The following is a 21,074-nucleotide window of genomic DNA, read 5'->3' as shown; positions in this document are numbered from 1 at the left end:
CTAAATCCTCCTTAAGCCGGCAACCCTCCGCCCTTCCTCGAACGTAGTCTCCGCACACGGACGAGGGAGGGCGGAGTCATGACCGACACGTGGGGCATTCCCGGACCGCTGTTCACGGGCCTCTACCTGGGCCTGCTTCTCATTCCCCTGCTCTACGCGGTGGTGCGCACCAGCCTGCTGGCGCGCGGCCACGCGGGCGGGGCACCCCGGAGCGTCGAAGAGCTGGCCCTGCTGACGGGCGGGCCCGGCCGCGTCGGCGAAGTCGTCGTCGCGGGGCTGCTGGAGCGCCAGTTCGTCCGGATGGACGGCACCGGCCGGCTGCACCGCGTCACGGGCCGGCCGGCGGACGAACTGGGCCGCGTCGCGGTCGACCGCGTCGGCAAGACCGGCAGCTCGGTCGACCGGGTGCGCGCGGCCGTCTCCCAGCACCGGTCGGTGACCGAGCTGGCGGCCGGGCTGGTCGGCCGCGGCCTGCTCGCCGACACCCGGAAACTGCGGCTGACCTGGACCGCCACGTCGATCGCGTACTGGGTGCTGTTCGCGCTCGGCATCGCGCGGCTGGTCGCCGGGGCGAGCGCCGGCCACGCCGTCGGCTACCTGCTCGGACTGCTCGTGCTGAACCTGGTCGCGGCGGTCGTCGTCACCGTGCGGGCCGCGAACGCGCCGGAGGCGAAGGCCACCGGCGCCGGGCGCGCGGACGCCGAGGAGGCCCGCCGGACCGGGACGCTGACGTCCGGCGCGACCGGCACCGTCGCGAGCGGCGGGCTCGTCACCTACCCGGACAAGGACATCCGCGTGGCCGTCAGCCGGGCCACGCACGCCGCCGCCAAGACCTACGACCGCCGGGCGCGCCGCTCGCGCTGGGCGAGCGCCGGGGGCGGCGCGGCCGTCGGCTACTACGGCGGCAGTTCCTGCGGTGGGGGCGGCAGCTCCTGCGGCGGCGGTGGGGGTGGCGGCAGCTCCTGCGGCGGCGGTGGCGGCGGGGGCTGCGGCGGTTGAAACGCCGACGCGACCTGCTGCGTCTCACAGCTACGGTAACCGGCATCAACTGAGGGGAGACGGGCGATGGACGACCCGTGGGGCATCTCGGGACCCGATTTCGTGGTCCTCTACATCGCGCTGCTGGGCGCGGTCCTGCTGATCCGGCTCGTCGTGTCCGGCGTCATGGCCAGCCGCGCGATGCGCGCCGACCACGCCCAGCCCGGCCCGACGCCGAGTGTCTACCAGCTCGCGTTCCTGGCCGGCGGCCCGGACCGGGCGACCGACGCGGCGATCGCGGCGCTGGTCGAACGCGGCCAGCTGCGGGTCAACAGCTACCGGCAGATCAGCCAGGCCGGCGCACGCCCGGTGGAGCCGCTGGAGCAGGCGGTCGCCGACGTCGCGCAGCTGAAGACGACCGCGACGATCCGGGCGAAGGTCCGCGGCTCCGCGGCCATGCGGGCGCTGGAGGACGGCCTCGACCAGCGGGGACTGCTGACGTCCGCCGCGGCGCGGCGCCAGGCCCGGACGTTCGGCCTGGTCCTGCAGCTGGCCGTGCTCGCGCTCGGCGTGATCCGGCTGCTCAACGGCATCTCACTGGGCCGGCCGGTCGGGGTCCTGGTGTTCCTGGTGCTGATCGCGGCCGTGCTGACGATCGTGGCCGCGGTCCGGCGGAACAAGACCGGCGTGCGGCAGCCGTCGGCCGCGGGGCACCGCCTGCTCGGCCAGGCGCGCGCGGCGGCGTCCGGGCCGGTGCCGGCCGGGGCGCTCGCCGGCGGCGTGCTGCTCGGCGGCGCCGTCGCCGCGGTCGCCCTCGGCGGCCTGGCGATGTACCCGGACGAAGAGCTGAGCGCGGCCCTGATGCCGCCCGCGGGCGCGGTCGGCGGCGGTGGGTCGTCGGGGTCGTCGTGCAGCAGCGGGTCGTCGTGTTCGAGTTCGTCGTCGTGCAGCAGCGGTTCTTCGTGCGGTGGCGGCGGTGGCTGCGGAGGCGGGGGCTGCGGTGGGTGAGCTCGGCATCGGGATCGGCTGGCGGCACGAGCTCGACCTGTCCATCGCCCGGCTCCCGGGCGTGGACTGGGTCGAGGTCGTGGCCGAGAACCTGCACCACGACAACCTCCCGGAGACGCTCGTCGCGCTGCGGGAGCGCGGTCTGCCGGTGCTGCCGCACGCCGTCTCGCTCTCGCTCGGCGGAGCCGAGCCGCTCGACACCGGCCGCGTCCAGCACCTCGCGGAGATCGCGCGGGCGCTGGACGCGCCGCTGGTCAGCGACCACGTCTGCTTCGTGCGCGCGGGCGGGCTCGACTCCGGGCACCTGATGCCGCTCCCCCGCACCCGGGAGGCGCTGGACGTGCTGGTCGCGAACGTGCGCCTCGCGCAGTCCATTGTGGACGTCCCGTTCGCGCTGGAGAACATCGCCGCGGTACTGGAATGGCCGCACGCCGAGCTCACCGAGGAGCAGTTCCTCACCGAGCTCACCGAGCGGACGGACTGCCGGCTGATCATCGACGTCGCCAATCTGTACGCCAACGCGCGCAACATCGGCACCGACCCGGAGGCGTTCCTCGACGGCATCCCGTGGGAGCGCCTGGCGTACGTCCACATGGCGGGCGGCATCGAGCGCGACGGCGTCTACCACGACACGCACGCGCACCCGGTGCTGCCGGAAGTCCTCGCGCTGCTGGAAGAACTCCGCCGCCGGACGGACCCGCCGGGAGTCCTGCTGGAACGCGACGACGACTACCCGAGCGACGCCGAGCTGGCGGCGGAGCTGGCCGCGCTCCGGGGGGCGGTGACGGTGTGAGCCGCGAGGAGCTGGCGGCGCGGCAGGCGGAGCTGCTGCACGCCCTCTTGGCCGGCGGCGAGCCCCCGCCGGGTTTCGACCCTTCACGGTTGAAAGTGGAGGCGAACGTGTTGCGCCGCAAGCACGGCAAGGTGCTGGCCTACCAGCGCCCGGAGCTGGCGGAGACGCTGGGCGAGCGGTACGGGCCGTTGTTCGCCCAGTTCGCGGCGGGCCGCCCGAAGAAGGCCACGGAGCATTCGCACGCGTACGCGGACGAGTTCGTCACGTGGCTGATCGCGGCGGGCCACCTGCCGAAACCCAAGCGGGGCCTGGTTTCCCGGCTCCGGCGCCGCTAGCCGGCACGCCGGCCGCCGTCGAAGCGGCTCAGCCGGGCGGTGGCCGGAGGCCGTCCATCAACAGGTCAAGCAGGCGACCGGCCTTGGCTTCCTGCCCTGGCCGGGGCGCCACGGTGAAGATGCCGATGAGGGAAGCGGCGATGTCCTCGGCGGTGACGTCGGCGCGGAGGTCGCCCGCCACGCCGCCGGCGTCGAGGATCGTGGTGATGGCCGTCAGCAGCTCGGTCCGGGTCTGCGCGTGGGCGATCTCGCCGGCGTCGATCATCGCGAGCAGCGTGTCGAGCATGCCGTTCTTGGTCGCGATCCAGTCCCCGAACAGGTCCATCCAGCGCCGCATCGCGGCGGCCGGCGGCAGCGTCGCGGTCAGCTCGCGGGCGCCGGTCGTGAGCCGGCCGACCTGGTCGCGGTAGACCGCGTCGACCAGCGACTCACGGGTCGGGAAGTGCCGGTAGAGCGTGGCGATGCCGACACCGGCCTCACGGGCGATCGCCCGCATCGACGGCTCGGCGTCCGCCGCCACGAACACCCGGGTCGCCACCGCGAGCAGCTGGTCACGGTTGCGGGCCGCGTCCGCCCGCGGCACGCGTGTCTCTGCCTCAGCCAAAACGGATCACGCTCCGGTTGTGTTAGGGTCGTCCATGGAAACGGAGCATAGTCCGTTTCGCCGCGTTCTCTCGACCAAGGAGACAGACGTCCATGCAAGAACAGAGCAGGGCGGTCCGGCTCGACGCCTTCGGCGGCCCCGAAGTCCTCGAGGTCCGCGCGGTTTCCGCTCCGCAGGCCGGCCCGGGACAGGTCCGCGTGCGGGTCACCGCGGCCGGGCTGAACCCGATGGACTGGATCATGACCGCCGACGCGGACACCGCCGCCCGGTTCGGCTTGAGCCTCCCGGCCGGGTTCGGCACCGACTACGCGGGCGTGGTCGACCAGGTCGGCGCCGAGGTGACCGGCTTCGCCCCCGGCGATCGGGTGTTCGGGGGCGCGTTGTCCCGCGCCGTCGCCGACTTCGTGGTGATCGAGCCGGCCGGGGCGATCGCGGCGAACGAGGCGCACCACACCCCCGACGGCGTCGACGACCGCACCGCCGCCACCCTCGCGATCGCCGGCCGCACGGCATCCGCCGCCCTCGCCGTGGTCGCCCCGGGCCCGGACGACACCGTGCTGATCGGCGGCGCGGCGGGCGGGGTCGGGGTGTTCGCCGTCCAGCTGGCCCGGATCGCCGGAGCGCGCGTGATCGGGACGGGATCGGCGGCGTCGGCCGGTTTCCTGCGCGACCTCGGCGCCGAGCCGGTCGTCTACGGCGACGGCCTGGCCGACCGGGTCCGGGCCCTCGCCCCCGGCGGCGTCACCGCCGCCATGGACCTGCACGGGACGGAGACCGTGCACGTCGCACGGGATCTCGGCGTCCCGGACGGCCGCATCTGCACCGTCGCCGCGCAGGTCGACGGCGTGTCGGCGGCCAACGGCGCGAACGCCGCTCCCGGTGCCCTGGAAGAGCTCGCCCGCCTCGTCGCGGCGGGCCGGCTCCGGGTGCCTGTCGCGGCGAGCTTCCCGATCGAGCAGATCCGCCGCGCGGCCGAGCTGCAGGCCGGCCGGCACGTGCACGGCAAGGTCGTCATCGACCTCTAGGTCACGGCGTCCAGGTCGGCTTGTCGACACCGGGCAGGCGGGTCCCGAAGTCCCAGTGCGGTTCCGCGCCCGGCAGGCCGCCCGCCATCCGGACCCGGGTCAGCCGGCCGTAGCCGCTGTCGGCCTCTTCCAGCAGGTCGCTGAAGTCCACTTCGGACGACGCAGGATCCTTGCGGCCCAGGGAATCCAGCCAGCGGCCGGTGCCCGCGAGGGACAGCCGCACTCGCCAGGTGCCGCCGTCGGTGACCTGGCGGCGCAGGGCCGTCATGATCGCCGCCGCGGCGAGCCAGCCCGTGCCGTGGTCGAGGGCCTGGACCGGGAGCGGCGACGGCTCGTCTCCCCACGCGATGCCGTTCGACATCTGGACCAGGCTGTCGAACCCGCGCCGCCGGGCCCAGGGGCCTTCCCAGCCGTAGGCGCTCAGGTCCGCGATCACCAGGCCCGGCCGCAGCTCGGCCAGATCCGCGGGACCGAAGCCGATCCGCTCGAGCGCGCCCGGGCGGAACGACTGCACGAGCACGTCGGCCCGGCTGATCAGCTTCTTGAGCCGCGCGCGGCCGCCTTCGGTGTCGAGGGCGACGAACGCGGATTTCTTGCCCTGCCCGGTGTCCCGCACGAGCGCCTCGACGCGCGGCAGGTGCGCGGCCCCGACGTGCAGGACGTCGGCGCCGTGCGCGGCGAGCACCCGGCCGGCCACCGGGCCGGCGAGGACGTGCGTCAGCTCCAGCACGCGGACGCCGCCGAGCGGGCGGTCCGAGTAGAACAACGTCCGCTTCGGCGCTTCGCCGATCGGCGCGAGGTCCACCAGCGGCAGCGAAGCCACCGCTTCGCCCTGCGGGTGCGCCGCCCAGTCCTCGGGCGAGCGCAGCTCCGCGGCCGCTCCCCCGGCGCTGACGACGGCGTGCTCGACCTCGCGCGCGATGCGCCCGGCGACCGTCTTCGTCACGACGTCGCGGCTGCCGGGGACGCCGAGTCCCCAGCACACCGCGGCTTCGTGACGCGGGTAGTTGCAGTGCAGGCGGACCCAGCCGTCGGTCGTGCGGTAGTTGCCCGACAGCGGCGCCCACACGACCTCGGGCTCGATGCCTTCGACCCGCGAGAAGGCTTCGCTCGCGAAGGCCGCCGCCGCGTGGCGGGTGTCCGCCGTGACGACGCCGGGGTCGATCTCGCGCAGCTTCAGCAGTTCGCCGGCGGCCAGGGTCGCCGCCGCGATGGTCGTGGTCGCGGCCGCCGCCACCCGGTACGGCCCGGGCAGCACGTCTTCGGTCCCGGTCAGCTCGACCGGCCCCGGCGTCTCCCCGGTGAGGGTGTGCCAGACGCCGTCCAGGATCTCGGTCACTACGGCAGCGCCGCGACGAGCTCGGCGGGCGGCACGCGGGTGCCGGTGTAGAACGGGATCTCTTCGCGCACGTGCAGGCGCGCCTCGGTGCCGCGCAGGTGGCGCATGAGGTCGACGATCCGGTGCAGCTCGTCGGCCTCGAACGCGAGGATCCACTCGTAGTCGCCCAGCGCGAACGACGCGACGGTGTTGGCGCGCACGTCCGGGTAGTCGCGGGCTTCCTTGCCGTGGTCGGCGAGCATCTTGCGGCGCTCGTTCTCCGGCAGCAGGTACCACTCGTAGGAGCGGACGAACGGGTAGACGCAGATGAACTTGCGGGCCTCTTCCCCGGCGAGGAACGCGGGGATGTGGCTCTTGTTGAACTCGGCGGGCCGGTGCAGCGCGGTCTGGCTCCAGACCGGCGTCGACGCGCGCCCGAGCGGCGTCCGCCGGAACCCGGCGTAGGCGGCCTGGACCTGCTCGATCTCCTCGGCGTGCCACCAGATCATGTAGTCGGCGTCGGCCCGCAGCGCGGAAAGGTCGTAGACGCCGCGGACGACGACGCCCTTGGCCTCGAGCCCGTCGAGGTACTCGGTGGTCTCGCGACCGGCGGTCCCGCGGTCCTCACCCAGCCTGCCGGGCTCGATCCGGAAGACCGACCAGGTGGTGTACCGGATGGTGTCGTTGAGCTCGCTGAAGTTGACCCGCGCCATACGTCCATCCTGTCACCGAGGCCCGCAGGGCGCCCCCACGGGTAGCCGTGAGAGCACTCACGCGGAAAGGTGCGCGGCCACCCGCTGTGCGGCCGCTTCGGCCGTCGCCACGCACGCCGGCAGCCCGACACCGTGCAGGGTCGCGCCCGCCACGGCCAGGCCCGGGATCCCGGCGATCGCCTTCTCGATGCGCTCCACCCGCTCCAGGTGGCCGGTGCCGTACTGCGGCAGGCCGCCACCCCAGCGGGTCACCAGCGTTTCCACCGGTTCCGCCGTGATGCCCGTGAGACGCGCGAGGTCGTCGCGGACCACCCGGACCAGCTCGACGTCGTCCGCCTGCAACGCGCCCAGCTCGCCGAAGCGCCCCACCGAGCCGCGGACCAGGACCGGGCCCGTGCCGAAGTGCGCCCACTTGCGCGAAGAGAACGTGAACGCCTTCGCCGCGTACGGCACGCCCGCCGCGTCACGCTCGCCTTGGCCGATCAGGATTCCCGACGCCGCGGGCAGCTCCGTGCCGGGTGGCAGGGCCAGCGCGACCACCGCCATCGACGCCAGCTCGACCTCGCCGAACGCCGCCGACGCCGCGGGCACCAGGTCCGCGAGCAGGCGGCGGGCCGACGGCGCGGGCACCGCGAGGACCACCGCGTCGGCGTCGATCGTGTTCTCCGCGGGCGCGTGCGCGGTCGGCGCCGCGCCGATCCGCAGCCGCCAGCTCGTGCCGTTCCGCTCGATGTCGCACACCGGCAGCCCGGTCCGCAGGTCGGCGCCGGACAGCTCGGTCAGCCGGTCGACGACCGTGCCCAGGCCGCCGGGGACCGTGCCGAACACCGGGGCCGAGCTGGGTGACGCGGGCAGCTGGGACGCGGCCGCCGCGGTCAGCGACCCCGCGCCGGCGGCCACCGCCGCGGCCAGGCCCGGCATGGTCGCGCGCAGGCCGAGACCGTCGGCCCCGCCCGCGTAGACGCCGCCCAGCAGCGGGTCGACCAGCCGGTCGACCAGTTCGTCGCCGAACCGCTCGCGCAGCAGCGGCCCCAGCGGCACGTCCCCGCCCGGCAGCCGCAGCTCCGGCAGTGACGTCTCGGCCTCGACCGCGCGGCGCCCCGCCTCCGACAGCACCCCGGCGACCGACTCCGCCGACGCCGGGACACCCATCACGGTGCCCGGCGGCAGCCCGGTCACGGTGCCGCCGGCGTGGATCTTCGCGCGGGCGCCGGTCGGGTGGACGAGGTCGAGGCCCAGCTCGCGGACCAGCGCGAGCATCTCGGGCCGGCGGGCGAGGAACGCCTCGGCGCCGACGTCGTAGGGCACGCCGGCCAGCTCGGCCGTGCGCAGCTTGCCGCCCGGGGTCCGGGTCTTCTCGAAGACGACGATCTCGGCGCCGGCGCCGAGCAGCTGCCGCAGCCGGTACGCCGCGGTCAGGCCGGAGATGCCCGCCCCGACGACGGCGACCCGCGTCACAGCTCGTGCACCAGCCCGGCCACGCGGGTCAGGACCTCGGGGTCGACGCTGGGGAGCACGCCGTGGCCCAGGTTGAAGATGTGGCCGTCGGCGGCTCGTCCCTCGGCGACGATGCGGCGCACCTGGGCCTCGAGCACCGGCCAGGACGCGTACAGCAGCGCCGGGTCCAGGTTGCCCTGCACCACGGCCTTGCCACCGAGCCGCCGGACGGCCTCGTCGAGCGGGATCCGCCAGTCGACGCCGACGACGTCCGCGCCCGCGTCGCGCATCGCGGGCAGCAGCTCGCCGGTGCCGACGCCGAAGTGGATCCGGGGGACGCCGTAGGCGGCGACGCCGTCGAGGACCTTCGCCGAGTGCGGCAGCACGAACTCGCGGTAGTCCCGCTCGGACAGCGCGCCGGCCCAGGAGTCGAACAGCTGGATCGCGTCGACGCCGGCGTCGAGCTGCGCGCGCAGGAAGGTGAGCGCGATGTCGGCCAGCCGCCCGGCCAGCTCGTGCCACACCGCCGGCTCGGAGTGCATGAGCGCCTTGGTGTGCTCGTGGTTGCGGCTCGGGCCGCCCTCGATGAGGTAGCTGGCCAGGGTGAACGGCGCGCCGGCGAAGCCGATCAACGGCGTCTCGCCGAGCCGCTCGACCAGCAGCGCGATGCCGTCGGCGACCTTGCCGACCTGGTCGGGGACCAGCTCCGGCAGCGCCTTCACGGCGGCCAGGTCGCGCACCGGCGTCGCGACCACGGGACCGGTGCCCGGGACGATGTCGATGTCGACCCCGGCGGCCTTGAGCGGCACGACGATGTCGCTGAACAGGACCGCGGCGTCGACCTCGTGCCGCCGGACCGGCTGCAGCGTGATCTCGGCGAGCATCTCGGGGTCGAAACAGGCGTCGAGCATCGCCACGCCCTCGCGCAGCGCGCGGTACTCGGGCAGCGACCGCCCGGCCTGGCGCATGAACCAGACCGGCGTGCGCGCCGGGCGTTCGCCGCGCGCGGCGGCCAGGAACGGGGCTTCGGGCAGCTCGCGGCGGGCGGACGCGGGGGTCCGCTGCGGCAGAGGCGTGGTGGGAGACATCGTCTTCAATCGTGCCACGAGCCCGGTGGGGCCCTTCTCTCGGCGCGCCTCCGCCCGCAACAGGGCGTGCCCGCCCTAAAGTCGATGCGTGACCGCGACGACTCCAGTGCCCGAACTCTTCCGCGAAGCCGTCGCGTCGCTGCAGTCCGTCCGGCCCCGCCGGGAGGTGCTGCTCGAGCGGATGCGGGCGCCGCAGCGGCTCGCACCGTTCTCCTACGCGGTGAGCTGCGAGGTCGCCGGTCCCGCCGACGTGCTGGCCTCGGGCCGGCTGGTCCTGCTGCACGACCCGGACGGCCAGGAAGGCTGGGACGGTGTCCTGCGCCTCGTCATGTACGTGCGCGCGGAGCTGGACCGCGAACTGGCGACCGATCCCTTCCTCCCCGGCGTCGGCTGGTCGTGGCTGACCGACGCCCTCGAGGTGTCCGGCGCGAGCTGGAAGGCGCTGGGCGGCACGGTCACCGAGACGTCGTCGGCCCGCTTCGGCGACATCTCCGGCCCGGCCCGCACCGACGACCTCGAGCTGCGGGCGTCCTGGACGCCCATCGACGGCGCGCTGCTGCCCCACGGGCAGGCGTTCTGCCAGGTGATGGCGAGCGTCGTCGGCCTGCCGCCGGTCGGCGTGACGCTCTTCGGGCAGCGTCAGAACTCCTGAGCCGCGCCCTGCGGCCGTCCGGGCGATAGTCACCGGCGGGACCGCGACGACAGGTCCTCCGCGAGCGTCCGCCGGGCCGCGCCTTGTACGAATGTGAGCAAAATTCGCGTCCGCCGAACGACGTCCAACCCCGGGCGGCTCGTCCGGCGGCCGCTGAGCGGGCCGTCACGCGCCCGGAGTGGTCCATACAACACCAGACCCCGGCGGACCACCCGGAGCGTTCCCGAGGTCATTTCACGTCTCGCGCGGATGCCCCCGTTCGTGAGACAACGCCGTCACGCAGTGCGACAAGATCAACTTGCCCCGCGGTCGCCGCCGGAACCGGTGAACACCCTTCACGGGATACGGACAGTCACCACGGGCGGCTGCGAAAGCTCTTCTGAAGCCGTTTCACGAAGTTGATCATGCCCCGGCCGAGACCGCTTTCCGGAGCAGTCGGACCCCCGCGGAGCCCCCGGTCGGCGGACGCACCGGAAGGTGCACGGCCCATCTGCACGGCCATTTGGGCGCCGGTAACTTCTTTGCATCGTGTTCGCTGGGCTATCCGTTAGCAACCGGCCGTGTACTAGCCCGATCGTGTTACCACGAACCCCCTGAGTGACTGTTCGTTTGAGATAGATACCCATTCGATCCCCCCGCAGCGGCCTCAGGGCGGCTACAGTGCCTTCGACGACACCACTTTCGGTCTAAAGCTGGCGCGGCTGAACGGCCGAAGGTCCCGGTGCCGGTCGGGGGGCACGACCGACTCCAGGGAGGTAGTGACGTGGCTACCGTCGGCATTTCTCAGGCCGTCCGATCCACGCCAGCCGGTGCTTTGCCGGCGAGCATGGTTCCGCACCCGCGGGAAGAGCTTTTTTCCGTGTTGGTGGTCGATGACCACCCGCTGTTGAGGGAGGCAATCGCAGCAAGACTCGCACAGATGGGTGCGGGTACCGTTCACGAAGCCGCCACGGTGGCCGAAGCGAGGGCGCGAGCACAGGCCACAGGGCCCTGTGACCTGGCGATCCTCGATCTCGGACTGCCGGACGGCAGCGGCATCGAACTGGTTACGGAACTTCGTAGCCACGGGTGGCCGCGCGTGGTGGTTCTCGCATCTTCGGACGACCCGTACGCGGTCCGCTCGGCCTTCCAGGCCGGGGCCCAGGCGTACCTGCTGAAGTCCGCGTCGCCGGTCGTAGTGACCGATGGCGTGCGGCGTGTGCTCGAAGGCGGCGTTTACGCCGACCCGAGCGTGGCTCCGGTGCTCGCCACCGGGACCCGCGTCGCCGGCACCGACAACACCCCGCGCGAGCTTTCCGCTCGTGAGGTGGAGGTGCTCCAGCTGGTCGCCGACGGACAGTCCAACAAGGAGATCGGCGAGGAACTTTCCCTCTCCGCCCTCACCGTCAAGTCCCACCTGTCTCGGATCGGGCGCAAGCTCGGCACGGGCGACCGGGCTCAGATGGTTGCGCTGGCCATGCGAGCCGGCGTCATCCGCTGACGGATAGACGAACCTCCCCACGGGGCGGGCGCACCAGGCGCGGTACGCCCGTCCCGTAGGGTCGTCAACCATGGAAAGCGCAGAAGCCGAGGACGCCGGGATGGAGATCGAGTCCGCAGGCGGACCCGTGCTGCTACGCGAGCCCGCCGAGGGCACACCTCCGGTGGTCACCGACCGGGCCGCACTGCTCGAAGCCTGTGCGCGGCTCGCCGCGGGCACCGGAGCCGTCGCCGTCGACACCGAACGCGCGTCCGGCTACCGGTACTGGCCCAAGGCCTATCTCGTCCAGCTGCGACGTGAGGGTTCCGGCACGGTCCTGATCGACCCGACCGAGCTCGACGACCTCACCCCGCTGAAGAACGTCCTCAACTCCCTGGAGTGGGTGCTGCACGCGGCCTCCCAGGACCTTCCCTGTCTCGCCGAGCTGGACCTGCACCCGGCGGCGCTGTTCGACACCGAACTCGCCGGCCGCCTCGCGGGCTACGAGCGTGTCGCGCTCGGGACGCTCGTCGAGCTGCTGCTCGGTTACACCCTCGAAAAGGGGCACAGCGCGGCCGACTGGTCGAAGCGGCCTCTGCCGGTCGACTGGCTGAACTACGCCGCCCTCGACGTCGAGCTGCTCATCCAGCTGCGCGAAAAGCTGGAAGCGGAGCTGGGCGCCCAGGGCAAGCTGGAGTGGGCGCAGCAGGAGTTCGACGCCGTCCGCACCGCGCCGCCGCCCGCACCGCGGGCCGAGCCGTGGCGCCGGACGTCCGGGGTGCACAAGATCCGCAACCCGCGCGGTCTCGCCGTGGTGCGCGAGCTGTGGCAGGCGCGTGACGAGCTGGCCCGCAAGCGCGACCGCGCGCCGAGCCGGATCCTGCCGGACAGCGCGATCATCAACGCCGTCACGGCCGACCCGAAGACGGTCGAAGAGCTGCAGGCGCTGCCGGTGTTCAGCGGCCGCGTCCAGCGCAAGTACACCGCGAGCTGGCTGCGGCACCTGCAGGCGGCCAAGGCGCTGCCGGCGAGCGAGCTGCCGTCGCCGTCGCAGGCCACCGACGGCCCGCCGCCGGTGAACCGCTGGGCGGACAAGGACCCGGACGCCGCGGCCCGGCTGTCGGCGGCCCGCGCGGCCCTGTCGGCGATCGCGGAGGACCGCCGGCTGCCGGTGGAGAACCTGCTGCTGCCGGACCTGGTCCGCCGCACCTGCTGGCGGCCCCCGGCCCAGCTGGACGAGGACACCGTCGCCGACGTCCTGCGCGCGGGCGGAGCCCGCCCCTGGCAGGTCGAGCTGACGGCGTCGGCGCTGAGCAAGGCCCTCCACGCCGCGGCGGCCTGACGCCCAGCGCCCCAAACGCCCCAATGTGGCGTTGGGTGCGTCCAACGCACCCAATGTGGCGTTCGGTGCGTCCAACGCACCCAACGCCACATTGGGGCGCTCTCAGCCGACCGCTTCGCGGGCCGTGGCCAGAGCGTCGGTCATTCGGAGCGTCTACGGGTGGCCGGCTCCCAGCACCAGCTCGAAGCCTTCGACCGCGTACTCGTAGGCGATGACGGCGCCGGCCCACTCCGCGCGGCGGAAGTGCACTCGCGCCACCGTGCCCTGGGCCCACAACAGCACCGGGTGGCCTGGCGGGAACGGGCCTGCGGCCAGGATAGCCCGCACGTAGTGGTCCGCGTCGGCGAGGCGGTCCCCTCCAGCCGGGACAACCGCGCCGGCGCTTCGTCGACACGACCGGTCTCCGCACAGCGGTGGGCGATGCCGGACCAGGACATCAGCGTGCTCTGGTGCCGCGCGCCGAGTACCCGGCTCTGGTCCGCGACCAGCTCACGCAGCCACGCCTCGGTGGCCGAGTCGTGGAGGTCGAGCAGCCCTTCGCGATCTGCCGCCGCGCAGTTCCAGCGCCTCGGTGCTGTCACGCTTGCGTTTGCGGTCCAGTTTCGCGTGCAGCTACGTGATCTTGCCGCGGAGCCGCTGGACGTCCACTATTCGGTCGGCGTCGCCAGGAGGGCGTGGCCCCGCGCTCGCAGTTCTTCGGTCGGCTCCGGCAGCCCGGCCAGCCGGACGACGCCGTCGGCGCCTTCGCGCGTGTGGGCCTCGACGTCCAGCTCCGGGTCGTCGCGGCGGATCACCGCGATGCTCTCCACCAGGCCGAAAACGAGGTCCGTGCGGACGGCCGCCGGGACGATGCCCGCCGCCGCGAGCAGGTCGCCGTAGGCCGCCTTCAGCTCCGCGCGCTCGGCGCGGAAGCGGGCCAGGTTGGGTGAGCTGACCTCGGGCAGCAGGTACAGCGCGCCCAGGTTGTGCCGGGCGCCGCCGAGCAGGCCGATGTCCGCGTAGGCCAGGGCCCACAGCCGGACGGCCACCGGCGCGTCCCCGGCGACCAGCTGCGCGGCCAGGACCAGCGACGGGCGGACCGTCCCGGCCAGCAGCGCGGCGAGGATGTCCTCCTTCGCCGGGAAGTGGTAGTAGAGCGACGCCTGGCGCAGCCCGGCCCGCTCGGCGATCGCGCGGGTCGTCGTCGCCGCGTAACCGGCTCCGGTGAACAGCTCCCCCGCCGCGTCGAGCACGGCCTGCCGCGCGTCCGGGCGGTTCGCCGCCGCGCCACTCGCCCTGGGTCTGCCGACCCCCGCCCCTTTGACCACGGCGTTGATCCTGCCAGGTCCCCTTCCCGCACCTGATCACCGAGGTGGCGTTACGCCGGGGTGTCATCGTTGACGGCCGGTCGGCGGATCGGTTAACCGAGTGGCAACACCGTGGAGATCGTCACGCCCTGCCGTCGGCTTAATTTCTGTCGTACGATCGAAACCATGACACGGGGAGCGTCCATGATCGACGAGCCGGCCGGCTTCAGCCGGCCGCGGCAGCCGTCGCCCGCGGCCCGACGATGGTCGTGAACATCGGCCGGCGACGTGCGGAGATCTCCGATCTGTCCGGTTCGGGCGTCCTCGGACGCCCTTGTTCCCGCTAGAGTTCGTCGGCGGCGCGCTCGTGATCGGCGCGGTCCGCCGGCTGCGGCCACGCCCCGCTCCCGCCCTCGAACCCGCTACCCGAGAGGACGTCCGATGAGCACGACCGCGACCACCTACGGCGCGCGTGACCACGCCCGCGCCCAGGCGGGCACCGTCGTCGACACGATGCCGTCGATCCCGGCGAGCACGTGGCCGTCACCGCCACCGGGGGTCGCACCCGAGGCGCTGACCTGGGCCGAGACGGTCGCCGGTGGCGGGTACACGCACAAGGTGCTGGCCCGGGGCACCCGGCTGCGGCTCACCGACGTCGAGGGCGACGCGTGCGCGCACCTGCTGCTGTTCAACGCCGATCAGCCCTGGGAGCGGCTCAACGTCGCCGACACGGTGAAGGTGCAGTGGAACGCCTACCTCGGCGGGTCCGTGGCGCTGCTGTCGGACCAGGCCCGGGTGCTCGCGACGATCGTCGCGGACTCGAGCGGCCGGCACGACGCGCTGTGCGGGACGTCCACTGTGGACGGCAACACCGAACACTACGGCGACGGCGCCCCGCAGGGCCCCTCCCCCGCCGGGCTCCCGCTGTTCACGTTGGCCGCGGCGAAGAACGGGCTCGGCCCGCGCGATCTGCCGCCGAGTCTCTCGTTCTTCCAGGGCGTGCGCGTGGGTGCCGCGGGCGAGCTGGAGTTCACCGGCTCCGCGGGCGCCGGGAAGTCCGTCGACCTGCGGATCGAGATCCCGTCGATCGCGCTGCTCGTGAACGTGCCGCACCCGGTCGACCCGCGGCCGGGCTACACGGCGACCAAGCTCGAAGTGCTCGCCTGGCGCGATCAGCCGTCCACTCCGGACAGTCCCGAATGGACGCACACGCCCGAATCGCAGCGCGCTTTCGAGAACACCGCCGACTACCTGGCCGCGAGGGGGATCGCGTGAGCACCGCGTACGAGTCCCAGCTGGAGCTCACCTTCGACGTCCCCGCACGGGCGCCGTTCTCCCTCGTGCTGAAGCAGGGGCAGGAACTGTCGATCGTCGACCTCGGCGGCAACCAGGCCGTCGACTTCCTCTGCTACGACGCGAACGACACGGCGAAGCGCTACAGCGCCGCGGCGACGATCGCCGCGCAGCGCAACATCTTCCTGACCACCGGCAGCGTGCTGCGCACCCAGGAGGGCGCGCCGCTGCTGACCGTCGTCGCCGACACCTGCGGGCGCCACGACACGCTCGGCGGCGCGTGCAGCAAGGAGTCCAACAGCCTCCGCTACGGCCAGCACACCCGGTTCCAGCACGCCTGCGTCGAGAACTTCCTCGGCGAAGGCGCGAAGTGGGGGCTCGGCAAGCGCGACCTCGTCAGCAACGTCAACTGGTACATGAACGTGCCGGTCGAGGCGGACGGCACCCTCGGCATCGTCGACGGGATCTCCGCGCCCGGCCTGGAGGTCCGGCTGCGCGCCGAGACCGACGTCCTGGTGCTGGTGTCGAACTGCCCGCAGATCAACAACCCGTGCAACGGGTTCGACCCGACGCCGGTCCGGCTGGTCGTGACGGCTGCCGGAGGCGGGGTGTGAGACTGCTCGTCGCCAACCGCGGCGAGATCGCGGTCCGGATCCTGCGCAGCGCGAAGGAACTGGGCCTCGAAACCGTCGCGGTGTACTCGGACGCCGACCGCCTGGCCCCGCACGTGCGGCTCGCCGATCGGGCCGTCCGGCTCGGCCCGGCACCCGCGGCGGAGAGCTACCTGCGCTCCGACGCGATCATCGCGGCCGCGCTCGAGACCAGCTGTGACGCCGTCCACCCGGGGTACGGGTTCCTCTCCGAGGACGCCGCGTTCGCGCGGGCCTGCGAGGACGCCGGGCTCGTCTTCGCCGGGCCGTCGCCCGAGTACCTGGAGGTGTTCGGCAGCAAGCACACCGCGCGCGAGGCGGCGATCGCGGCGGGCGTCCCGCTGCTGCCCGGCACCGGCCTGCTGTCCGATGTGGACGAAGCGGTGGCCCGCGCGGCGGAGATCGGCTACCCGGTGATGCTCAAGGCGACCGGCGGGGGCGGCGGGATCGGGATGCGCGCGTGCGCCACGCCCGGGGAGCTGCGGCTCGCGTGGGACGACGTGCAAAGCATCGCGGCCAAGAGCTTCGCCAGCTCCGGGGTGTTCCTGGAACGGCTGGTGCGCCGCGCCCGGCACGTCGAGGTCCAGGTGTTCGGCGACGGCTTCGGCGAGGTCCTCGCGCTCGGCACGCGCGACTGTTCGCTGCAGCGGCGCAACCAGAAGGTCGTCGAGGAGTGCCCGGCGCCGGATCTGCCCGACGCCGTTCGCCGTCGCCTGGTCGACTCGGCCGTCGCGCTGTGTTCTTCGGTCGGGTACCGCTCGGCGGGCACGGTCGAGTACGTCTACGACCCGGAGCGCGGTGAGGCGGCGTTCCTCGAGGTCAACACCCGGTTGCAGGTCGAGCACCCGGTCACCGAGGCGGTGTACGGCGTCGACCTGGTCGCCTGGATGCTGCGGCTCGCCCAAGGCGACCGCGCGATGTTCCGGGCCGTGCCGGTGGCGCGCGGGCACGCCGTCGAGGCGCGCGTGTACGCCGAGGACCCGAGTGCCGGCCACCGGCCGAGCGCGGGCCTCGTCACGCGGTTCACCCGGCCCGCCGGCGCCCGGGTGGACACCTGGGTCGAGCCGGGCACGACCGTCACCACGCACTACGACCCGTTGCTGGCCAAGGTGATCTGCACCGGCACCGACCGCGCGGACGCCCTGGCGAACCTGCGCACGGCCCTCGACGAGACGCGCGTCGACGGCGTCGGGACCAACCTCGGGCAGCTGCGAGCCGCGGCCGCCGATCCGGCGTTCGGCGCCGCGACGCACGACACGTCCACTTTGGACGACGTCGAGGACGCCGAACCGCGGATCGACGTCGTGCGCGGCGGGACCATGACGACCGTGCAGGACTGGCCGGGCCGCACCGGGTACTGGCACGTCGGCGTGCCGCCGAGCGGGCCGATGGACGACCGTTCGCTGCGGCTGGGCAACCTCGCGCTGGGCAACCCCGAGGGCGCGCCCGGCCTGGAGTGCACTGTGGACGGTGTCGCGCTGCGGTTCTCGCACGCCACGCAGGTGTGCGTCACCGGCGCGCCGGCGACCGTCCTCGTGGACGGCACCGAGGTTCCCTTGTGGACACCCGTCGAGGTGCCCTCGGGGGCGACCCTCGACGTCCGGGCGTGCACGGCCGGGCTGCGCAGTTATGTGCTGCTGCGCGGCGGCGTCGACGTGCCGGAGTTCCTCGGCAGCACCGCGACGTTCACCCTGGGCCGTTTCGGCGGGCACGGCGGCCGTGCGCTGGCCGCGGGCGACGTGCTGCAGCTCGGCCCGGTGCCCGCGGATCCCGTCGTCGGGCCGGTGACCGATCGCCCGGACTTCGCGTCGCACTGGACGATCGGCGCGCTCGAAGGACCGCACGCGGCCCCGGAGTTCTTCACCCCCGAGGACGTCGACACGTTCTACGCCACGGACTGGCAGGTCCACTTCAACTCGGCGCGCACCGGTGTCCGGCTCGTCGGCCCGCGGCCGGAGTGGGCCCGCGCGGACGGTGGTGAGGCGGGGCTGCACCCGTCGAACATCCACGACACGCCGTACGCGATCGGCGCCGTCGACTACACCGGCGACCTGCCGATCCTGCTCGGTCCGGACGGCCCCAGCCTCGGCGGGTTCGTCTGCCCGGCGACGGTCGCCACCGGCGAGCGGTGGAAGCTCGGGCAGCTGCGGCCGGGCGACACCGTGCGGTTCGTGCCGATCGACGCCGATCACGCGGCGGCCCTGCGCACGCGGCCCGCGGCGGCGATCGAGCCGAGCCGGACCGCGCGCCACGACGGCGGTGTCCTCACACGACTGTCCTCTTCGGACGACGAGCCGGCCGTCACCTACCGGCGCAGCGGCGACGACAACCTGCTCGTCGAGTACGGCGAGATGAAGCTCGACCTGGCGTTGCGGATGCGGGTGCACGCCCTCGCCGAGCGGCTCGCGGCCGAGGGCGTCCCGGGGATCGTCGACCTGACGCCGGGCATCCGGTCGCTGCAGGTGCACGTCGACCCGGACGCGCTGCCGGTCGGCAAGGCGCTCGGCCTGGTGCGCGAGCTGGAACGCGACCTGCCGCCGACGCACGACCTCGTGGTGCCGAGCCGCAGCGTGCGGCTCCCGCTGTCGTGGGACGACCCGGCCACGCGCGAGGCGATCGAGCGGTACATGACGGGCGTGCGCGACGACGCGCCGTGGTGCCCGTGGAACATCGAGTTCATCCGGCGCGTCAACGGACTGTCCAGTGTGGACGACGTCTACCGGACGGTCTTCGACGCCGAGTACCTGGTGCTCGGGCTCGGCGACGTCTACCTGGGCGCACCGGTCGCGACACCCTTGGACCCGCGGCACCGGCTGGTCACGACGAAGTACAACCCGGCGCGGACGTGGACGGCGGAGAACTCCGTCGGCATCGGCGGCGCGTACCTCTGTATCTACGGGATGGAGGGGCCGGGCGGCTACCAGTTCGTCGGGCGGACCGTGCCGGTCTGGAACAGCTGGCGGGGCGCGCAACAGCCGTGGCTGCTGCGGTTCTTCGACCGGATCTCCTGGTACCCCGTGTCCGCCGACGAGCTGCTGGACCTGCGGGCGCGTTCGTCGGCCGGTCAGCTGGAGCTGGACGTCACCGACGGTTCGTTCGCCCTCGCCGATTACCAGGAGTTTCTGGCCGGCAACGCGTCGAGCATCGCGGACTTCCGGGCGACGCAGACGGCGGCGTTCGAGGCCGAGCGGCGGGCGTGGGCGGCGGCGGGCGAGTTCGACCCGAAGCCGGAACCGGTGACGCGCCCCCCGGCGCGCGTCGAGGCCCCGCCGGGCGGCCACGTCGTCGAGGCGCCGTTCGCGGCGACCGTGTGGCGGGTGGACGTCTCGGTGGGCCAGCGCGTCGAGGACGCGCAGCCGCTGGTGACCCTGGAAGCGATGAAGACGGAGGCGCGGATCCCGGCGCCGGCCGGCGGGAAGGTGGTCGACGTGCTCGTGTCCCCCGGTGACCAGGTGGCGCCCGGTACGCCGTTGGTGGTGCTGGGATGAGCCTTCTGGAGCGGGTGCGCGCGGCTTACCGGCGGATCGAGCAGGTCGACCGGCCGGAGATCTGGATCGACCTGCGGCCGGAAGCCGACGTGCTGGCCGAGGCGGCCACGCTGGAAGAGCGCGGGCTGCCGCTCTACGGGACGCTCGTCGCGGTGAAGGGCAACATCGACGTCGCCGGGCTGCCGACGACGGCGGGCTGCCCGGCGTACGCGTACCGGCCGGCCGCGGACGCACCGGTCGTGGCGCGGCTGCGGGCGGCCGGCGCGCTGGTGCTCGGCACGACGAACCTGGACCAGTTCGCGACCGGGCTGGTCGGCACGCGCAGCCCGTACGGCGCGGTCCGCAACGCCGTCGACCCGGCGTACGTCTCGGGCGGGTCCAGCTCGGGATCGGCGGTGGCGGTGGCTCTCGGGATCGCCGACCTGGCCTTGGGCACCGACACCGCGGGTTCCGGACGGGTACCGGCGGCGTTCAACGGGATCGTCGGGCTCAAGCCGACGCCGGGCCTGCTGCCGACCGAGGGTGTCGTGCCCGCGTGCCGCAGCATCGACTGCGTCTCGCTCTTCGCGCGGACGGTCGAGGAAGCGGCGTTCGCGCTGACGTGCCTGGCCGAGCCCGCGCAGGTCCACACGGGACGGTTCCGCATCGGCGTGCCCGCGGAACTCGGCCCGCTCGCGCCCGGCTGGGCGGACGCGTTCGCGGCGACGGTCGAGGACTACGCGGCGGCGGGCGCCGAAGTGACCACTGTGGACATCTCGGCGTTCCTGGACGCGGCGCACCTCTTGTACGGCGGCGCGTTCGTCGCCGAGCGCTACACGGCGGTCGGCGAGTTCCTGGAGTCCCACCCGGACGACTGCGACCCCGTGGTGCACGGCATCATCACCGGCGCCCGGGACATCCGCGCGCACCGGCTGTTCGCCGACCAGGACACCCTGGCCGGGCTGCGCACCGAAGCCCTGGCCACGCTGGCCGGCGTCGACGCGCTCCTGCTCCCGACGACCACCGAGCACCCCACCCTCGCCGAGGTCGCCGCCGATCCGGTCGCGGTCAACGCGCGCCTCGGCCGGTTCAGCAACTCCACCAACCTGTTCGGGCTGTCGGCCTTGGCGGTCCCGGCGGGGACGGTGGCCGGGCGGCCGTTCGGCGTCATGCTGGTCGGCGCTCCGCACGACGACCTGAAGCTGACGGCGCTGGCCTCGCTGCCGGGCGCGCGTGTCCCGATCGTCGTGGTCGGCGCGCACCTTCGCGGGCAGCCGCTGAACCACGAGCTGACGTCTCGCGGCGGCCGGTTCGTGTCCGAAGTGGACACAGCGGCTTCGTACCGGCTGTACGCGTTGGACACTGTGCCACCGAAGCCGGGCCTGGTGCGCGTCCCCGCGGACGGCGTGCCGGTGGCGGCGGAGGTCTGGTCGCTTCCCGTGCGGGGCTTCGGCGAGTTCGTCTCGCGGATCCCGTCGCCGCTGGCCATCGGCAAGGTCGAACTGACGGACGGCCGCGAGGTGCCGGGCTTCCTGTGCGAACCGTCGGCTACCGAAAGCGCGAAGGACATCTCCGCCACCGGCGGCTGGCCGGCGTACCTGGCGGCGCGATAAATCAGGTGCGCGC

The 21,074-nt window shown here is 73.5% G+C and carries 19 protein-coding genes; 12 read left to right on the top strand and 7 right to left on the bottom strand.

The genetic code is table 11. The features are described from left to right. The first annotated feature begins 78 nt into the window (after nucleotides 1-78). From MUY22_RS26525 to MUY22_RS26510, 4 genes are all read left to right on the top strand, one after another. The gene (locus MUY22_RS26525) at nucleotides 79-999 is read left to right on the top strand and encodes a TIGR04222 domain-containing membrane protein (protein WP_247049056.1); all 921 of its coding nucleotides are present in this window, start codon (nucleotides 79-81) and stop codon (nucleotides 997-999) included. Nucleotides 1,000-1,065: 66 nt separating this feature from the next. Next, nucleotides 1,066-1,986, top strand: coding sequence for a TIGR04222 domain-containing membrane protein (locus MUY22_RS26520; protein ID WP_247049055.1), 921 nt, complete (start codon nucleotides 1,066-1,068; stop codon nucleotides 1,984-1,986). Then, a complete protein-coding gene (locus tag MUY22_RS26515) occupies nucleotides 1,979-2,779 on the top strand; it encodes a DUF692 domain-containing protein (RefSeq protein WP_247049054.1) in 801 nt (266 codons plus the stop codon). Before MUY22_RS26520 ends, MUY22_RS26515 begins: the two co-directional genes overlap by 8 nt. Continuing rightward, nucleotides 2,776-3,114 carry a hypothetical protein gene (locus tag MUY22_RS26510; RefSeq protein WP_247049053.1) on the top strand — a complete coding sequence of 113 codons (339 nt, stop codon included), beginning with the start codon at nucleotides 2,776-2,778 and terminating at the stop codon, nucleotides 3,112-3,114. The genes MUY22_RS26515 and MUY22_RS26510 overlap by 4 nt, the downstream gene beginning before the upstream one ends. 28 nt (nucleotides 3,115-3,142) lie before the next feature. On the opposite strand, the gene MUY22_RS26505 is transcribed toward MUY22_RS26510, so the two are convergent. Continuing rightward, on the bottom strand, nucleotides 3,143-3,718 hold the full coding sequence (locus MUY22_RS26505) for a TetR/AcrR family transcriptional regulator (protein WP_247049052.1): 576 nt from the start codon (nucleotides 3,716-3,718) through the stop codon (nucleotides 3,143-3,145). 92 nt (nucleotides 3,719-3,810) lie between these two features. On the opposite strand from MUY22_RS26505, the gene MUY22_RS26500 reads away from it, so the two are divergent. Next, entirely contained in the window at nucleotides 3,811-4,743 is a 933-nt protein-coding gene (locus MUY22_RS26500; RefSeq protein WP_247049051.1) for an NADP-dependent oxidoreductase, read from the top strand. A 1-nt stretch (nucleotide 4,744) separates the two neighbouring features. Here MUY22_RS26500 and MUY22_RS26495 read toward each other — a convergent pair whose 3' ends face one another. Genes MUY22_RS26495 through hemE form a run of 4 tightly spaced genes read right to left on the bottom strand, consistent with a single transcriptional unit; the run spans nucleotide 4,745 to nucleotide 9,299 of the window. After that, nucleotides 4,745-6,082, bottom strand: coding sequence for a CoA transferase (locus tag MUY22_RS26495; protein ID WP_247049050.1), 1,338 nt, complete (start codon nucleotides 6,080-6,082; stop codon nucleotides 4,745-4,747). Further along, nucleotides 6,082-6,774, bottom strand: a complete 693-nt coding sequence (hemQ, locus tag MUY22_RS26490) for a hydrogen peroxide-dependent heme synthase (RefSeq protein WP_247049049.1) — start codon at nucleotides 6,772-6,774, stop codon at nucleotides 6,082-6,084. The genes MUY22_RS26495 and hemQ overlap by 1 nt, the downstream gene beginning before the upstream one ends. Before the next feature lie 57 nt (nucleotides 6,775-6,831). Next, nucleotides 6,832-8,232 (bottom strand): protoporphyrinogen oxidase, encoded by a 1,401-nt coding sequence (gene hemG / locus MUY22_RS26485; protein WP_247049048.1) that lies wholly within the window; start codon nucleotides 8,230-8,232, stop codon nucleotides 6,832-6,834. After that, a complete protein-coding gene (hemE, locus tag MUY22_RS26480) occupies nucleotides 8,229-9,299 on the bottom strand; it encodes a uroporphyrinogen decarboxylase (protein WP_247049047.1) in 1,071 nt (356 codons plus the stop codon). The genes hemG and hemE overlap by 4 nt, the downstream gene beginning before the upstream one ends. An 88-nt stretch (nucleotides 9,300-9,387) precedes the next feature. On the opposite strand from hemE, the gene MUY22_RS26475 reads away from it, so the two are divergent. The 3 genes from MUY22_RS26475 to MUY22_RS26465 all read left to right on the top strand — a co-directional run bounded on the left by MUY22_RS26475 (nucleotide 9,388) and on the right by MUY22_RS26465 (nucleotide 12,752). Beyond that, the gene (locus MUY22_RS26475) at nucleotides 9,388-9,951 is read left to right on the top strand and encodes a DUF3000 domain-containing protein (RefSeq protein ID WP_247049046.1); all 564 of its coding nucleotides are present in this window, start codon (nucleotides 9,388-9,390) and stop codon (nucleotides 9,949-9,951) included. 763 nt (nucleotides 9,952-10,714) lie between these two features. After that, complete coding sequence (locus tag MUY22_RS26470; protein WP_033261886.1) at nucleotides 10,715-11,431, top strand: response regulator transcription factor; 717 nt, start codon at nucleotides 10,715-10,717, stop codon at nucleotides 11,429-11,431. 100 nt (nucleotides 11,432-11,531) lie between these two features. Next, nucleotides 11,532-12,752 carry an HRDC domain-containing protein gene (locus tag MUY22_RS26465; protein ID WP_371827687.1) on the top strand — a complete coding sequence of 407 codons (1,221 nt, stop codon included), beginning with the start codon at nucleotides 11,532-11,534 and terminating at the stop codon, nucleotides 12,750-12,752. A gap of 153 nt (nucleotides 12,753-12,905) precedes the next feature. On the opposite strand, the gene MUY22_RS26460 is transcribed toward MUY22_RS26465, so the two are convergent. Continuing rightward, nucleotides 12,906-13,079 (bottom strand): hypothetical protein, encoded by a 174-nt coding sequence (locus MUY22_RS26460; protein ID WP_247049044.1) that lies wholly within the window; start codon nucleotides 13,077-13,079, stop codon nucleotides 12,906-12,908. A 320-nt stretch (nucleotides 13,080-13,399) separates the two neighbouring features. Further along, complete coding sequence (locus tag MUY22_RS26455) at nucleotides 13,400-14,059, bottom strand: TetR/AcrR family transcriptional regulator (RefSeq protein WP_247049043.1); 660 nt, start codon at nucleotides 14,057-14,059, stop codon at nucleotides 13,400-13,402. 420 nt (nucleotides 14,060-14,479) lie between these two features. Here MUY22_RS26455 and MUY22_RS26450 point away from each other — a divergent pair, with 420 nt between their 5' ends. Genes MUY22_RS26450 through MUY22_RS26435 form a run of 4 tightly spaced genes read left to right on the top strand, consistent with a single transcriptional unit; the run spans nucleotide 14,480 to nucleotide 21,061 of the window. Next, entirely contained in the window at nucleotides 14,480-15,313 is an 834-nt protein-coding gene (locus MUY22_RS26450) for an urea amidolyase associated protein UAAP1 (protein ID WP_247049042.1), read from the top strand. Then, a complete protein-coding gene (locus MUY22_RS26445; RefSeq protein WP_247049041.1) occupies nucleotides 15,310-15,945 on the top strand; it encodes an urea amidolyase associated protein UAAP2 in 636 nt (211 codons plus the stop codon). Before MUY22_RS26450 ends, MUY22_RS26445 begins: the two co-directional genes overlap by 4 nt. Then, a complete protein-coding gene (gene uca / locus MUY22_RS26440) occupies nucleotides 15,942-19,469 on the top strand; it encodes an urea carboxylase (protein ID WP_247049040.1) in 3,528 nt (1,175 codons plus the stop codon). Before MUY22_RS26445 ends, uca begins: the two co-directional genes overlap by 4 nt. Next, entirely contained in the window at nucleotides 19,466-21,061 is a 1,596-nt protein-coding gene (locus tag MUY22_RS26435) for an allophanate hydrolase (protein WP_247049039.1), read from the top strand. The genes uca and MUY22_RS26435 overlap by 4 nt, the downstream gene beginning before the upstream one ends. Nucleotides 21,062-21,074 lie beyond the last annotated feature (13 nt).

The organism is Amycolatopsis sp. WQ 127309 (assembly GCF_023023025.1).
GTDB lineage: Bacteria > Actinomycetota > Actinomycetes > Mycobacteriales > Pseudonocardiaceae > Amycolatopsis.
The sequence above is the reverse complement of the archived record's forward strand: the minus strand, read 5'-3'. Positions and strand labels throughout refer to the sequence as shown.

Bases quoted from the DNA above. Each gene is read 5' to 3' on its own strand.
- MUY22_RS26500 (WP_247049051.1), top strand. From the start codon at position 3,811: ATGCAAGAACAGAGCAGGGCGGTCCGGCTCGACGCCTTCGGCGGCCCC.
- MUY22_RS26520 (WP_247049055.1), top strand. From the start codon at position 1,066: ATGGACGACCCGTGGGGCATCTCGGGACCCGATTTCGTGGTCCTCTAC.
- hemQ (WP_247049049.1), bottom strand. From the start codon at position 6,774: ATGGCGCGGGTCAACTTCAGCGAGCTCAACGACACCATCCGGTACACC.
- MUY22_RS26450 (WP_247049042.1), top strand. From the start codon at position 14,480: ATGAGCACGACCGCGACCACCTACGGCGCGCGTGACCACGCCCGCGCC.
- hemE (WP_247049047.1), bottom strand. From the start codon at position 9,299: ATGTCTCCCACCACGCCTCTGCCGCAGCGGACCCCCGCGTCCGCCCGC.
- MUY22_RS26465 (WP_371827687.1), top strand. From the start codon at position 11,532: ATGGAGATCGAGTCCGCAGGCGGACCCGTGCTGCTACGCGAGCCCGCC.
- MUY22_RS26525 (WP_247049056.1), top strand. From the start codon at position 79: ATGACCGACACGTGGGGCATTCCCGGACCGCTGTTCACGGGCCTCTAC.
- MUY22_RS26435 (WP_247049039.1), top strand. From the start codon at position 19,466: ATGAGCCTTCTGGAGCGGGTGCGCGCGGCTTACCGGCGGATCGAGCAG.